This is a genomic window from Vibrio paucivorans (genome assembly GCF_054053395.1).
On the sequence record NZ_CM133230.1, the window covers coordinates 271180 to 285560 of the forward strand.

The 14381-nt window shown below is 45.7% G+C and carries 13 protein-coding genes; 8 read left to right on the forward strand and 5 right to left on the reverse strand.

Annotated features, from left to right (window positions below; all coding sequences use genetic code 11):
• Positions 1-194 precede the first annotated feature (194 nt).
• From ACXABW_RS01245 to ACXABW_RS01265, 5 genes are all read right to left on the reverse strand, one after another.
• A complete protein-coding gene (locus ACXABW_RS01245) occupies positions 195-1064 on the reverse strand; it encodes a phosphoribulokinase (protein WP_252029119.1) in 870 nt (289 codons plus the stop codon).
• A gap of 99 nt (positions 1065-1163) precedes the next feature.
• Complete coding sequence (locus ACXABW_RS01250; protein WP_252029120.1) at positions 1164-1376, reverse strand: YheU family protein; 213 nt, start codon at positions 1374-1376, stop codon at positions 1164-1166.
• A 75-nt stretch (positions 1377-1451) separates the two neighbouring features.
• Positions 1452-2483 carry a hydrolase gene (locus ACXABW_RS01255; RefSeq protein ID WP_457523640.1) on the reverse strand — a complete coding sequence of 344 codons (1032 nt, stop codon included), beginning with the start codon at positions 2481-2483 and terminating at the stop codon, positions 1452-1454.
• A 21-nt stretch (positions 2484-2504) separates the two neighbouring features.
• A complete protein-coding gene (locus tag ACXABW_RS01260; RefSeq protein WP_252029122.1) occupies positions 2505-2984 on the reverse strand; it encodes a TIGR02444 family protein in 480 nt (159 codons plus the stop codon).
• Positions 2981-4903: an ABC transporter ATP-binding protein gene (locus tag ACXABW_RS01265; RefSeq protein ID WP_457523642.1), complete on the reverse strand. Its 1923-nt coding sequence runs from the start codon at positions 4901-4903 to the stop codon at positions 2981-2983. The genes ACXABW_RS01260 and ACXABW_RS01265 overlap by 4 nt, the downstream gene beginning before the upstream one ends.
• Positions 4904-5048: 145 nt before the next feature.
• Here ACXABW_RS01265 and kefG point away from each other — a divergent pair, with 145 nt between their 5' ends.
• The 8 genes from kefG to rnr all read left to right on the forward strand — a co-directional run bounded on the left by kefG (position 5049) and on the right by rnr (position 14369).
• Positions 5049-5645, forward strand: coding sequence for a glutathione-regulated potassium-efflux system ancillary protein KefG (gene kefG / locus ACXABW_RS01270; protein WP_252029124.1), 597 nt, complete (start codon positions 5049-5051; stop codon positions 5643-5645).
• The gene (gene kefB / locus ACXABW_RS01275) at positions 5635-7434 is read left to right on the forward strand and encodes a glutathione-regulated potassium-efflux system protein KefB (protein WP_252029125.1); all 1800 of its coding nucleotides are present in this window, start codon (positions 5635-5637) and stop codon (positions 7432-7434) included. Before kefG ends, kefB begins: the two co-directional genes overlap by 11 nt.
• A gap of 51 nt (positions 7435-7485) precedes the next feature.
• On the forward strand, positions 7486-7701 hold the full coding sequence (locus ACXABW_RS01280) for a YheV family putative zinc ribbon protein (protein ID WP_252029126.1): 216 nt from the start codon (positions 7486-7488) through the stop codon (positions 7699-7701).
• 86 nt (positions 7702-7787) lie between these two features.
• Positions 7788-8363: a peptidylprolyl isomerase gene (slyD, locus tag ACXABW_RS01285; RefSeq protein WP_252029127.1), complete on the forward strand. Its 576-nt coding sequence runs from the start codon at positions 7788-7790 to the stop codon at positions 8361-8363.
• Positions 8364-8502: 139 nt separating this feature from the next.
• Positions 8503-9444, forward strand: coding sequence for an isoaspartyl peptidase/L-asparaginase family protein (locus tag ACXABW_RS01290; RefSeq protein WP_457523646.1), 942 nt, complete (start codon positions 8503-8505; stop codon positions 9442-9444).
• 137 nt (positions 9445-9581) lie between these two features.
• Complete coding sequence (locus ACXABW_RS01295) at positions 9582-10898, forward strand: adenylosuccinate synthase (protein ID WP_252029129.1); 1317 nt, start codon at positions 9582-9584, stop codon at positions 10896-10898.
• Positions 10899-11116: 218 nt separating this feature from the next.
• Complete coding sequence (motX, locus tag ACXABW_RS01300; protein ID WP_252029130.1) at positions 11117-11752, forward strand: flagellar protein MotX; 636 nt, start codon at positions 11117-11119, stop codon at positions 11750-11752.
• A gap of 148 nt (positions 11753-11900) precedes the next feature.
• Positions 11901-14369, forward strand: a complete 2469-nt coding sequence (gene rnr, locus ACXABW_RS01305) for a ribonuclease R (RefSeq protein ID WP_457523648.1) — start codon at positions 11901-11903, stop codon at positions 14367-14369.
• Positions 14370-14381: the final 12 nt, after the last annotated feature.

Genomic DNA, 14381 nt, shown 5'->3' on the forward strand with positions numbered 1-14381 from the left:
GCTAAGCCTTAAATTGACTTACTAGGATAAGAGCACTTTACAAATGCTGCAAGCTAACTTGTGTTTCGGTTAAGAATAGTACCCTTTTCCGGGTACGATTTCTTGATTTTAATCGGGTCATAGCACGGATATTTTAAGCAAAAGTGTGCACATGATCACGGTATGAAAAGTAAACGACTTTTCTGTAGGGTTATCTAGCCAATTTTTCCAGTTTCGATGAGTTGTTGTAGGATTGGCCTTGCAATCAGTTCCATAGCAAAACTCATCTTACCGCCCGGTACAACAAGCGTGTTGTGGCGCGACATAAACGAACCATCAATCATCGCAAGCAAGTATGGGAAGTCGACATTCTTGATGCCACGTAGGCGAATCACGACAAAACTTTCGTCCAAACTCGGGATGCCTTTCGCATTCAATGGGTTAGACGTATCGACCGTGGGTACACGCTGAAAATTAATGTGAGTACGAGAAAATTGTGGCGTGATGTAGTTTAGGTAGTCGTCCATTGAGCGGACAATGGAGTCCATCACGGCTTCACGGGAATGGCCACGATCGCGAGTATCTCGAACGAATTTCTGAATCCATTCAAGGTTAACGATAGGTACCATGCCAATCAGTAGATCGACGTGCTGTGCCACGTTGACTTCGCCATCAACGACACCGCCATGGAGGCCTTCATAAAATAGGACGTCGGAGTCTTCTGGCAAATCTTGCCAAGGTGTAAACGTACCTGGCATTTGATTGTAAGGCACGGCTTCGTCAAAGGTGTGTAGATAACGGCGGACTTGGCCAACCCCTTCGTTACCATACTTACGGAAAAATTCTTCTAGGGTTGGGAAATCGTTGGCTTGCGGGCCAAAGTAACTGATGTGTTTTCCTTGCTCACGCGCTTTACGAATCTCCACATCCATTTCTGGACGTGTGAAGCGGTGGAAGCTATCGCCTTCAACCCATGCAGGTTTTACGTTCATCATATTGAACATTTTGCGGAAGGCTTCGGAAGTGGTGGTGGTTCCTGCTCCTGAAGAACCAGTCACCGCAATAATCGGGTGTTTTGCAGACATGACAAACCTTGTCTTAAAAGTAACTTACTTGTTAGCAAAGCCCACTATAGCACGGCAAAGAAAAACGTCTACTTTGGCGCACTACGTGCGTTATCAGCTTTATAGATGCTTTTTAAGTTGAATATCAACTGTCTCATGCAACTCAGAAAAAACGATGACTGCTTCACCGTTTTGCAGCTGCAATTTAACGTGGTCAACTTTATCTTGTAGCGAAAACTCCATTTCGCCGTAGTCCGTGCCTTCGCGGAGCACAAACTCTTTGATTAAGTTTTCTAGTGTGTCTGGCTGGATGTCTTGCCAAGGGATGATCATAAATACCTCTTCACTTTATGATGCGATTGACTCTTACTTCCACGCGACTTTTCTGATTTGCGCGCTTTTCCTAGTTTATACGTATAGCTGAGCTGCGTCAGAGTTTTCTGCCGCTTCGCTGTCGATAGGAGATTTAGCACTAGTGAAACTTTCGTAATAAGCAGGGAGAGCTTCTTCCAACCAAAAGCGTGGCTTCAACACGCTACCCGTAACGAAGCCGACATGCCCCCCTTGCGCGAATAGGCGGTAATCGATGTTGTCGGGTAGAACGAACTTCGGAATCACTTGATCCGTCATGAAAGGATCGTCTTTGGCATGGATGATCTGAAGAGGGAGCTTAATGTCTTTGAGCTTGTGAATTCCAGAACACTGCTGATAGTAATCTTGTGCGTCTTTAAAGCCGTGTAGCGGAGCGGTGATCAGGTCATCAAATTCATAAAGCTTTGTCACTCGCTTAATACTGTTGTACGACAGCCCCAGTTCACCTTTCAATAAGTGGTGTTTCTGTAGGGCGCTCTTCTTTAGTGAAGAGAGTAAGTAGCGTCGGTACACACGAGAGAACCCCACCTCAATTCGTTCTGAACAGGCGCCTAAATCTAATGGCGCTGATACTATGCTAGCGGCATCGAGCAGTGGCTGCTGATTGTATTTTGCCAAGTAGTTGGCAAGCATGTTACCGCCGAGAGAGATACCCACCGCGATTTTACGTTGATTGGGAAACAGATTATCTAAATGCTCCAAAAACAGTCGAGCGTCTTCTACTTCTCCAGAGTGGTAAGCGCGGGCTTGTTGGTTGGGCTTTCCGCTGCAGCCGCGAAAGTGCATCATCACAGATAGCCAGCCATCTTGTGCGAAGGCATCCATTAACCCATTAGCATAGGGGCTGTAAAAGCAGCCTTCTAAACCATGGAAAAGTACAAAGACAGGTTTGTTACGTGCAGACTCATTGCTCCAGTCTTCGCTCCAAGCGAGATCTAAGAAATCGTTGTCCGGCGTATCCAATGTTTGCCAAATAGGTGAAAACAGCGCCTGCTTGCGGATAAAACGCGGGGCAAGTGTTTGTAGGTGAGGGTTGGTTAGCCCTGTCGCGGCAATAAATTGAGTCATAGGCAGTCTTTGTGGATTAGCTTATTGATTCACTTGTGTCGGAGCTGGCTCTGAAAATGCTTGGAACAGATGTTCTCCACCTAATTGTCTGCAGTAGCGAAGTGTGAGTGGTTCACTTTGGTTGTTGGTAAGCTGCAGTGAGTTCATGCAATCGACTAAATCCGATTGCTGTTGCTTTTCCAACTGTAGCTCAAATTGCAGGGATTCTCGATATAAGGTATCAGGAAGGTGAACCTTAGCTTTGCGTCTAAGCTCACGGAAACTATGCAGGAGTGCTTCTGAGCGCCCTAAACACTCTTCGACTTTATGCCAGTCTTCGTCACGAAAAGAGACCTGCTGTTCATCAAGCCACTTGAGTAGCAGCAGTAGGTTTACATTGCCGTGGAACTGGTTTTGTAGCTGCAAGCACGCCTCTTTCACTTCACGCACGCTGTAGTACTGCAAGCTAAACTGCCATAAGCGCTCCAGTGTTAACGAAATGCGGACGTGCTCTATAGTCATTGTTGGTTGAATTCCTTTTCCATCTGCTCAAGGACTTCTTGTTGTGCCATCCAGTCCATCTCGACGTCTTCTAATTCGAATTTACTGCTGGCTTGAAGTGCGAGTACCTGATTAAGTTTAGCTTTATTTTCTGCTTCATACAGTGAAGTGTCTGATAATTGTGTTTCTGCGTCTTCAAGTGCCTGCGAAAGTTTGTCCATTTTCGTTTCAAGCTGAGTAAGCATCTTACGAATTGGGGCGGTTTGTTTGCGGAAGTCCGCTTCTCTGCGCTTTTGATCTTTTTTCGCTGCTGCACTGTTAGTGGTGTCTTTCGCTGGTTGCTGTGCTTGCGCTTCTTTGCGCTCTGCTTTTTGTTGCTCTGTTAGCCACTTGTAGTAATCATTGAGGTCGCCATCAAATGGTGCGACTTGGCGATCATGGACCAGGTACAAGTCGTCAGTTGTGGCGCGAAGTAGATAGCGGTCGTGCGATACGATCACCATCGCCCCCTCGAAGGTTTGTAGCGCGAGAGTCAGTGCTTGGCGCATGTCCAAATCTAAGTGGTTGGTTGGTTCATCGAGCAGTAATAGATTTGGTTTTTGCCAAACGATCAGCGCTAATACCAAGCGAGCTTTTTCACCACCTGAAAACGGAGCGACTTTTTCTAGTGCTTTATCACCTTGGAAGCCAAAGCTACCTAGGTAGTTACGCAGTTCCAGCTCGTTTTTATCAGGCGCGATCTGTATCATGTGTTGCAGTGGCGTTTCTTCTGGGTGAAGCGTTTCTAACTGATGCTGAGCAAAGTAGCCAATTTTGACGCCTTGCGAGTAAGTTAAATCACCGCCTTGTGGTGTCAGTTCTCCAGAAAGCAGTTTAATTAAAGTCGATTTACCTGCGCCGTTGCGTCCAAGTAGGCCGATACGGCTACCCGGAACGAGGTTAAGGCGAATCTTCTCAAGGATCAGAGTATCGTCGTAGCCAGCAGAAACTTCATCCATCATCATGATTGGGTTGGGTAGTGCGGCAGGCTCTCTGAACTCGAAACTGAATGGGTTATCGAACTGCGCGGGTAACACCTTCTCCATTTTCTCGAGTGCTTTTATGCGGCTTTGTGCTTGGCGCGCTTTAGAGGCTTTGTAGCGAAAGCGATCAATATAGCTTTGCATATGTGCCATTTGCTTCTGCTGTTTTTGGAACATGGCTTGTTGTAGGACGAGTTTCTGCGCACGCTGATCTTCAAATGATGAGTAGTTACCGGTGTACTCATTCATGGTTTGGTTTTCGATATGGACAATGCGTCCTACAATTGGATCAAGGAAGTCTCTATCGTGTGAGATGAGGATCAGCGTTCCTGGGTAATTTTGTAGCCAGCGCTCAAGCCACATAACCGCGTCGAGATCTAAGTGGTTAGTCGGTTCATCGAGTAGCAGTAGGTCTGAACGACACAGTAAAGCTTGCGCGAGGTTTAGGCGCATACGCCAACCACCAGAAAACTGTGTGAGGTTCCAGCTCATTTGCTGCTGGCTAAAGCCTAGACCATCGAGGAGTTCAGCAGCGCGTGATTTGATGGTGTAACCACCAATGGTTTCAATTTTTCCGTGGATCTCTGCAACGAGAGTACCGTTATCGGCCTGTTCAGCGTCTGCAAGTTGCCTCTCTAAATCGCGGTATTCTCGGTCACCATCGATCACGTACTCAAGCGCTGGGCGTTCTAGCGCTGGTGTTTCCTGAGCAACCCAAGCGAGCTCCCAATGAGCGGGTTGGCTAAAAGAGCCAGCATCGATGGACAGTTCATCTTTCATCAAGGCAAATAGCGTTGACTTACCACAGCCGTTTTTGCCGACTAGGCCGACTTTATCGCCGGGATGAATAGTTGCGGATGCTTGCTCTAAAAGAGGTTTGCCGCCACGAAGGAGTTGGATGTCAGAAAAGATAATCATAGAAGTTCAATTTGCGCTGTCGTTTTTAACGCGAAGAATAGTAGGGGGAATACCGATAAATGTCGATCATTATACAATTTGAGTTATCATGCTAAAAACGATAACAAATTGATAACGCATTTTTGCTAGGAAGTCTGCCCAAGGAATGACGGAACATAAAGACGCTATATTACAGTCTTCAACCCCACAGCCTCCAAAAGTTCTGGTGATTTATGCTCACCCGGAACCCGATAACTCGATTGCTAACCAGGTGATGATTAAGAAAATCTCGTCACTAGAGCATGTAAAAATTCACGACCTCTATTCAGAGTATCCCGATTTCTTTATTGATGTGAATTATGAGCACCATTTGTTGCTTGAGTACGATGTCATCGTATTTCAGCACCCTCTCTACATGTATTCATGCCCTGCGTTATTAAAAGAATGGTTTGACCGCGTGCTCGGTAAAGGCTTTGCGTTTGGTAATGAGAGCGCTCTGCAAGGCAAAATCTGGCGTAGCGTCATTACCACTGGTGGTAATAAGGACGCGTTTGGTGCAAGTGGTTATAACAAATATCCGCTAGAGCAAATTCTTCAGCCATTCGAGCTAACGGCAGCATTGTGTCGAATGGAATGGATCGAGCCGCTTGTATTGTACTGGTCTCGCAATGTCAGTGATATGGACCGCTATCAGCACGCTGAATCTTATCGTCAGTGGTTGATGAACCCAACCAAAGAGCTAAGGAGAGAGTATGGCACTTGAAAATGACTTTCTCCAAAGCAGCGTAATTTTCCTCGCTGCTGCGGTTACAGCGGTTCCTATTGCGCAGCGATTAGGCTTAGGCTCGGTTCTAGGATACCTGCTAGCTGGCGTAGCAATTGGACCTTGGGGGCTTGGTTTAATCAGCGATGTAGAAGCAATCCTACATTTCGCCGAGTTCGGTGTAGTGTTGTTATTGTTTTTGATCGGATTAGAACTCAACCCAAAAAAGCTATGGCAGATACGCGGCCCAATATTAGGTCTGGGTGGCGCGCAGGTTGTCATTACCACTGCTGTGCTGGCTTCAATTGCCTATATTGCAGGCGTTAGCTGGCAGACGAGCTTAGTCATAGGTATGGGCTTAGCCCTTTCTTCGACAGCAATTGCTCTTAAAGTGATTGAGGAACAAGGGCTGGCGGGAACGGAAACAGGTCAGTCTGGATTCTCGGTACTGCTTTTCCAAGATATTGCTGTTATCCCTATGCTGGCGTTGTTGCCGATCTTAGCGGGTAACACGGCCGGTAACTGGCTGGATGCAATGTGGATGCTAGGTGGCATTGCTGGCTTGTTGGTCGGCGGTCACTTCTTACTAAGGCCACTGTTCAAGTACGTTGTGCTTAGTGGTGTCAGGGAGTTATTCACGGTTGCAGCTCTGCTATTAGTGATTGGTATTGCTCTGATCATGAAACAGCTAGGTCTTTCGATGGCTCTTGGCACTTTCCTTGCGGGTGTGCTTTTGGCTGAGAGTGAATATCGTCATGAGCTGGAGATAGCGATTGAACCGTTTAAAGGTTTATTACTTGGGCTGTTCTTTATCTCTGTAGGCATGGCGGTAAACCTAGGTCTATTGGCCTTTGAGCCGATTAAGGTCATTTTGGCCGTGATTGGCTTGGTGGCGATTAAAGGTTGGATACTTTACCTATTGGCGCGCTTTTCTGGCACTAGGGCTAAAGCTCGCAGCAAAATGGCGGCCATTCTCAGCCAAGGTGGTGAGTTTGCATTCGTTATCTTTACTGCAGCAAGTGCAGAAGGCTTATTAACGACCGAACAATCTTCTTTCCTATTGGTGGTCGTTAGCCTGTCTATGGTGACCACGCCATTATTGTTAATGGCACAAAAGCATTGGTACGCCAAAGATTTAAACAGCGAGCAAAGCACAGTAACGTCTGATGTAGTCAATAAAGAGCCTAGAGTTATCATTGCCGGCTTTGGTCGTTTTGGTCAGATTATTGGGCGTTTGATGTACGCCAATAAAATTAAAATTACGGTACTAGAAAGTGATGCAAGCCAGATCAAATTGCTTAGAAAGTACGGCTACAAAGTGTTTTATGGCGATGCGACTCAACTCGACTTGCTACGAGCAGCAGGTGCATCCAGTGCTGAAGCAATTGTTATCTGTACCGATGCTCCTGATGAAATTATGAAGATTGTTGAGCTATGTAAACATCACTTCCCTAAGTTGAAAATTCTTGCTCGTGCGCGAAGCCGGGTAGAAGCGTATCAGTTACTCAATCATGGGGTAGAAAACTACTCCCGAGAGACCTTCTTAGGGGCACTTGATTTAGGTAGGCAAGCGCTCACAGAGTTAGGAATGCATCCTTACCAAGCAAAACGCGCTGAAGCCCACTTTAGAAAGCTCGACAATGCCATGCTTAAAGAGCTATTACCTCAGCATGCAGACGATAAACAATTAGCGTTAAGAGCCAAAGAGGCGAGAAAAGAGCTTGAAGAGATTTTTGGCAGGGAAATGGATAAAGACCGCCAGTCAAGAAACTACTGGGAACAGCAGTAGTCACCTTTCTTACCGCAGAGTTGTGCTTACATATAGGTAGTAGGAGTAAATATGAAAGCGAAAAAAAGATTTATTGCCGGAGCAAGTTGCCCGCAATGTAAAACGCAAGATACTTTGCGTTGGTGGATAGAAAACAATATAGAGTTAGTGGAATGTGTTGAGTGTGACTACGCTGAGCAGCGTACGCCAAATCCGCTTGCTAAAGACTCTGTCAACAAAACACAACAAGCCGAGCCAGAAATGATCGGGATTTTTAAACCGGAATAATTGAGTTTCTTTAATTGATCCCCATAATACCAGTGTAAAGATGTAGCTTGAACCAATCTTCAAGCCTTAACCGCCTCGGAGCAATTATGAAAATTGAAAAGAACGTAGTCGTTAGCCTAGCGTACCAAGTAAAAGTTGAAGACGGCGTTGTCGTTGATCAGTCAACTGCAGAAGCACCGCTAGATTACCTACACGGTCACAACAACCTAATCACTGGCCTAGAGAAGCATCTAGAAGGCAAAGTGGCAGGTGACAAGTTCTCTGCAACTGTTGCTCCTGAAGAAGCGTATGGCGAGCACAACGATGCACTTGTTCAACGTGTTCCAGCGAATGTTTTCCAAGGCGTGGAAGAAATCGAAGTAGGTATGCGTTTCCTAGCGGACACTGACCAGGGTCCAATCCCAGTTGAAGTGACTGAAGTCGATGGCGATGAAGTTGTAGTTGACGGTAACCACATGCTTGCTGGCCAAACACTGACTTTTGACGTTGAAGTTATCGCAACTCGTGAAGCGACAGCTGACGAAATCGAACACGGCCATATTCACCAAGCTGGTGGCTGTTGTGGCGGTCACGGTGAAGAAAAAGAAGGCGGCTGCTGCGGTGGCGAAGAAAAAGCTGACGACCACGAATGTTGTGGTAGCGGAAGCTGCAGCTCTCACTAATCTTGAGCAATTTTGTTTACAAGTAGCTCGTTACTCAAAAAACTTGCTACCTTAAATAAATGTAATAAAGCGCTTATCGTTGATTCGATGGGCGCTTTTTGTTTATCTTGAATAAAATCTTTGTTGCGAAGGAAACATTATGTCTCAGCCATTTTCCATTGCCATTCATGGTGGTGCCGGCACGATTTTGAAACAGCAAATGAGTGCAGAGTTAAAGGCATCGATACTCCATGACTTAGAAGCGTCAGTGCGTGCGGGTCACCTAGTTCTAATTAGTGGTGGAGATGCGCTAGATGCTGTTGTGGCTGCAGTGAAGGTCCTTGAGGACTCTCCCAACTTTAATGCTGGTAAGGGCTCTGTGATGACGAATAAAGAAATCATAGAGATGGATGCTTCGGTGATGCATGGTAAAGAAGGAGCTGCTGGGGCAATTGCCGCGGTGAGGCATATTAAAAACCCAATTGAGTTGGCTCGTGATGTAATGAAGAAAAGTAATCACGTACTGCTTATTGGTGAGGGTGCCGAAGAGTTTGCTTTTGAGAATGGCTATAGCTACACCGAGCAAGACTACTTTTACACCGACCGTCGTTATGAGCAACTTCAATCAATGAAAGAGAAGGGGCTGTTCGCCTTATCGGAATCGAAATACCCCGACGACAACAAGTACGGCACGGTTGGCGCAGTGGCGCTCGATCAGCAAGGTAATTTGGCAGCAGCGACGAGCACTGGTGGAGTGACCAATAAACAATATGGTCGTGTTGGTGACTCTTCTATTATTGGTGCGGGAACAGTTGCTGAAAATGGTAATGTGGCCGTGTCGACTACGGGAATGGGGGAGTTCTTCATTCGTAAAATGGTTGCTGGTGATGTTGCAGCACGTATGCGTTATTTGAAAGAAGATGTGCATATTGCTAGCGAGACAGTGATTCAAGGTGAGCTTAAATCGATGGGGGGAGAAGGGGGCCTTATCGCGATTGACAGTGCTGGAGATATACACTTTGCAATGAACAGCTCCGGTATGTATCGCGCCGGTATCGATGTCAATGGCCAAATCAGTGTAAAAATCTATGCGGATGAGTAAACAGCGTTAGTTCGACTTCTTTTCTATTTTTGATCAATAAGTTAAGTCTGTATTGATAAGCCATGATTAAAAAATGACTGCAAGAAATGTGATTCAGTGCTAGAATCCATTTTTAACTAGCAATCAGACTTGGAAAGATGGGAAATAACGTAGTCGTTCTAGGCACCCAATGGGGTGACGAAGGTAAAGGTAAAATCGTAGACCTTTTAACTGAAGATGCAAAATACGTGGTTCGCTACCAAGGCGGTCACAACGCAGGTCACACTCTTGTCATTGACGGTGAAAAAACCGTTCTCCACTTAATTCCATCAGGTATCCTTCGCGATAACGTAAAGTGTGTTATCGGTAATGGCGTAGTATTATCACCTGATGCGCTACTAAAAGAGATGAAGCCTCTTGAAGAGCGTGGCATTCCTGTAAAAGAGCGTCTTTTCATTTCTGAAGCTTGTCCTCTAATTCTTCCATACCACATTGCTATCGACCAAGCGCGTGAAATCGCTCGTGGTAAGAAAGCAATTGGTACGACTGGTCGTGGTATCGGTCCTGCTTACGAAGACAAAGTGGCTCGTCGTGGTCTTCGTGTTGGCGATCTTTTCGATAAAGAAATGTTCGCTGAAAAACTGAAAGAAGTAATGGAATTCCACAACTTCCAACTAGAGCACTTCTACAAAGCTGAAACAGTAAGCTACGAAGAAGTACTTGAGCAGTGCATGGGTTACGCTGACCTACTGACGTCAATGGTTATTGATGTGACTGACGAACTAGACGCAGCTCGTAAGCGCGGCGATAAGATCATGTTCGAAGGTGCTCAAGGTACGCTACTAGATATCGACCACGGTACTTACCCATACGTAACTTCTTCTAACACGACTGCTGGTGGTGTTGCTGCAGGCTCAGGTTTCGGTCCTCGTCATATCGGTTACATCCTTGGTATTACTAAGGCGTACTGTACTCGCGTTGGTTCAGGTCCATTCCCAACAGAACTTTACGACGGTCTAGATAAGCAAGACCCAGTTGGTAAACACCTAGGTGATGTTGGCCACGAGTTTGGTGCAACAACGGGTCGTCTACGTCGTACTGGTTGGTTTGATGCAGTTGCTATGCGTCGTGCAGTACAAATCAACTCGATCTCTGGTTTCTGTCTAACTAAGCTAGATGTTCTTGACGGTCTAGAAGAGCTAAAAATCTGTACTGGTTACAAGATGAAAGATGGCTCAATTCTAGAAGTTTCTCCGATGGCTGCTGAAGCTTTCGAAGAAGCAACGCCAATTTACGAAACTATGCCAGGTTGGTCTGAGACAACGTTCGGTGCTAAATCAATCGATGCGCTTCCACAAGCTGCTCTTGATTACATCAAACGTATTGAAGAACTTACTGGTGTACCAATTGATATCGTATCAACAGGTCCAGATCGTAACGAAACAATCATTAAAGTTCACCCATTTAGCTCTTAATGGTTGATTCTTAAAATGTTCTTAAAGCCGGCTATAACAGCCGGCTTTTTTATATCTGTTTCACGGTTGTTTTTTGTACGCCGTATGGCAAACTGTTGCCAGATAGTGGCAAATTTTGTCTAAAGAGTTTGCGGATGTTGCCGATAAAGAAATCAAGCTAAGCTTTAATAGTGCAAAATGCGCTATTGCGGCGATCGGAACACATTAAGAGTGCAGATATGAAGCTACGTACGGTAGCAGCTTCGTTAATACTGGCGCTAAGCTCATCATTAAGTCATGCCAATGTGGCAGAAGTGGGTGAGCCTGTCCCCATTTATACTGAAGCTGAACTAATTAAACTGATACAACAGAACAAACATCTAGAGCGAGTCAAAGCCGATAACTGCCAGTTGGTAGAGGATATCGTGGCTCGAGCAACGCGGATAAGCTTGCCATCCTATGAATTTTTGTATGGCGATATGTTGGCTTGGGGCGTCTGTGTTGAGCAAGATGTTGAGTTGGGCCTCTACTACATGGAGAATGCTGCGCACCAAGGGTTAGCAACGGCTCTTGAGCAGCTCGGCCGTTATTACTCCCGCGGGACATTAGTTCAGCAAGATAAAGAGCGAGCTATTCCATACCTGCGTGAAGCTGCTGCAATGGGCAACTTAAATGCGCGTATTCACTTAGCTGAACTACTGCTTCGAGATTATGGTAGCCCACTTGACTATGAAGATGCCTACCGCTGGTTGTACAACTCAGTGACAGCAGATCAGAGAACTCATAAACGGATATCTATCTTACGCCAAGGTCTTGAACGGCGAATGCCAGGTAATGTGATTGCCCGGGCTAAACGGCGGGACACGCCTTGGTAAAAATACCGGAATTTTTTAGAAACGCTCTCAGCACTAATTTGATTAGTTGGAGAGCGTTTTTTGTTTCTTTTTCAAAGCTTAACTGTAGCTAATGTATAGAACCGGATATACTAGTTACAAACCCTCCCTCGCTTAAGCAGGCCTGCCTATGTCAGACACAATCAATAACGACCCTTTTGCGGATCGCGAATCAAAGAATTACGAAAATCCGATCCCTAGCCGAGAGTTCATTACTGAATTCCTTACCCAAGCTAATGTGCCAATGAATCGCAATGATCTGTTTGAAGCACTGCAACTTTCGGGAGAGGAACAGTATGAAGGTTTACGCCGTCGTTTAAGAGCGATGGAACGTGACGGTCAGTTGGTATTTACTCGCCGTCAGTGCTACGCCTTGCCAGATAAGCTGGAAATGATCAAAGGCTATGTTATTGGACATAAAGATGGTCATGGTTGGGTAAGGCCAGAAGGAAGTGTGGGGAAAGATGATGATGTCTTACTCCCTCATCATCAAATGCGTACCATCATTCATGGTGACTATGTGCTTGTACAACCAGCAGGTACAGATAAGCGAGGTCGTAAGGAAGGGCGGTTAGTTCGAGTCTTAGAAGAACGAAAAACTCAGATAGTGGGTCGTTTCTTCTTAGAATATGGTTATTCGTACGTGGTGGCCGACGATTCACGCATTAGCCAAGATATCTTAATCCCTAATGAGCATAAGGGCAGTGCCCGTATGGGGAATGTCGTCGTGATTGAAATTACCGACCGCGGTAGTCGATCTAGAGGTATGACGGGTAAAGTGATTGAAGTACTGGGTGAAAACATGGCACCTGGAATGGAAACTCAAATTGCCATTCGTACTCACCAAATTCCTAATGTGTGGCCTGATGAAGTTGACAAGCAGATAGCTAACCTTGGCGAAGAAGTGCCTGAAGAAGCGAAGAAAGGTCGAGTCGATTTGCGCGAGCTACCTTTAGTTACCATTGATGGGGAAGATGCACGTGATTTTGACGATGCTGTTTACTGTGAAGCAAAGAAAAGTGGTGGTTGGCGTCTTTGGGTTGCGATAGCCGATGTGAGCTATTATGTTCGACCAGAGACGGCTCTGGATAAAGAAGCGATTAATCGCGGTAACTCGGTTTACTTCCCGTCTCAAGTAGTACCGATGCTACCTGAAGTATTATCGAATGGATTATGTTCACTTAACCCTCAAGTTGATCGCTTGTGTATGGTGTGTGAAATGACCATCTCGGCAACAGGTAAGCTATCAGGTTATAAGCATTATGAAGCTGTGATGAACTCTCATGCTCGTCTGACTTATAACAAGGTCGGCGCTATCTTAGAGGGAGATGAAGAGCTAAGGCAACGTTATGACAGTTTAATCCCTCATTTAGAAGAGCTGCATAACATGTATAAGGTGCTTAAGAAAGCACGTGACAACCGCGGCGCAATTGAATTTGAAACCGTTGAAACCAAGTTCATTTTTAACGCTGATCGTAAGATTGATAGCATAGAGCCTGTGATTCGTAATGATGCGCATAAGATTATTGAAGAATGTATGATCTTAGCCAATATTGCATCAGCGTCCTTAGTTGAGAAAGCCAAGGAACCTTCGTTATTCCGTATCCATGAATCACCGGGTGAACTTCGCTTACAAGGTTTCCGAGATTTCCTTGGCGAGTTAGGTTTGAACTTAGCGGGTGGGCTTGAGCCATCACCAACGGATTATGCGAACTTAATGAAACAAATTGGTGAGCGACAAGACAAAGAACTGATTCAAACCATGCTGCTGAGATCGATGAAGCAAGCGGTATATAACGCAGACAACTGCGGCCACTTTGGATTGGCACTTAAACGTTATGCTCACTTTACTTCACCAATTCGCCGTTACCCAGATTTACTGTTGCACCGAGCAATCAAGTACCTGATAGCGAAAGAGAACGGTACAGTGAAGGATCGTTGGACACCAACTGGGGGCTTTCATTACTCGTTTGATGATATGGACGTATTTGGTGAGCAATGCTCTATGACTGAACGCAGAGCAGATGATGCGACTCGAGAGGTTTCTGATTGGCTCAAGTGTGAATACATGCAAGACCACGTTGGCGAAGAGCTTGACGGTGTGATTGCTAATGTCACGGGTTTTGGTTTCTTTGTGCGACTAACTGAGCTGCATATTGATGGCTTGGTACATATTTCTTCCCTAGCTAATGACTACTATCAATTTGATCCGATAGGTCAAAGGCTTATCGGTGAAAGCTTCGGAGCTATCTACCGCCTAGGTGATGCAGTCAAAGTAAAAGTTTTATCAGTGAACTTAGATGATCGCCAAATTGACTTTGAATTAGTTGAAACAAGTCGTAAGCTACGCGGCAAAGGAAAAACAGCCAAGAAACGTGCCGCAGAAGCTCAGAAGAAAGCGAAGAGCAAGAAACGTGCGTCAGTAAAAGCGCGTAAGCCTGGCGTGGCGGCAAAACCTTTGGTTGAGCCAACCAAGCGTCCAGATGGAAGTAACGAGGGGAATGCTGAAAAAGGCTCTCGTAAGAAATCTAAGGCAGAAAAAGCACGTAAGAAAAAGTCGCGTACTAAAAATAGTAAGGCTCGCGGCAAGAAATCATAATCGGATTAGAAC

Bases quoted from the DNA above. Each gene is read 5' to 3' on its own strand.
- ACXABW_RS01245 (WP_252029119.1), bottom strand. From the start codon at position 1,064: ATGTCTGCAAAACACCCGATTATTGCGGTGACTGGTTCTTCAGGAGCA.
- ACXABW_RS01250 (WP_252029120.1), bottom strand. From the start codon at position 1,376: ATGATCATCCCTTGGCAAGACATCCAGCCAGACACACTAGAAAACTTA.
- ACXABW_RS01255 (WP_457523640.1), bottom strand. From the start codon at position 2,483: ATGACTCAATTTATTGCCGCGACAGGGCTAACCAACCCTCACCTACAA.
- ACXABW_RS01260 (WP_252029122.1), bottom strand. From the start codon at position 2,984: ATGACTATAGAGCACGTCCGCATTTCGTTAACACTGGAGCGCTTATGG.
- ACXABW_RS01265 (WP_457523642.1), bottom strand. From the start codon at position 4,903: ATGATTATCTTTTCTGACATCCAACTCCTTCGTGGCGGCAAACCTCTT.
- kefG (WP_252029124.1), top strand. From the start codon at position 5,049: ATGACGGAACATAAAGACGCTATATTACAGTCTTCAACCCCACAGCCT.
- kefB (WP_252029125.1), top strand. From the start codon at position 5,635: ATGGCACTTGAAAATGACTTTCTCCAAAGCAGCGTAATTTTCCTCGCT.
- ACXABW_RS01280 (WP_252029126.1), top strand. From the start codon at position 7,486: ATGAAAGCGAAAAAAAGATTTATTGCCGGAGCAAGTTGCCCGCAATGT.
- slyD (WP_252029127.1), top strand. From the start codon at position 7,788: ATGAAAATTGAAAAGAACGTAGTCGTTAGCCTAGCGTACCAAGTAAAA.
- ACXABW_RS01290 (WP_457523646.1), top strand. From the start codon at position 8,503: ATGTCTCAGCCATTTTCCATTGCCATTCATGGTGGTGCCGGCACGATT.
- ACXABW_RS01295 (WP_252029129.1), top strand. From the start codon at position 9,582: ATGGGAAATAACGTAGTCGTTCTAGGCACCCAATGGGGTGACGAAGGT.
- motX (WP_252029130.1), top strand. From the start codon at position 11,117: ATGAAGCTACGTACGGTAGCAGCTTCGTTAATACTGGCGCTAAGCTCA.
- rnr (WP_457523648.1), top strand. From the start codon at position 11,901: ATGTCAGACACAATCAATAACGACCCTTTTGCGGATCGCGAATCAAAG.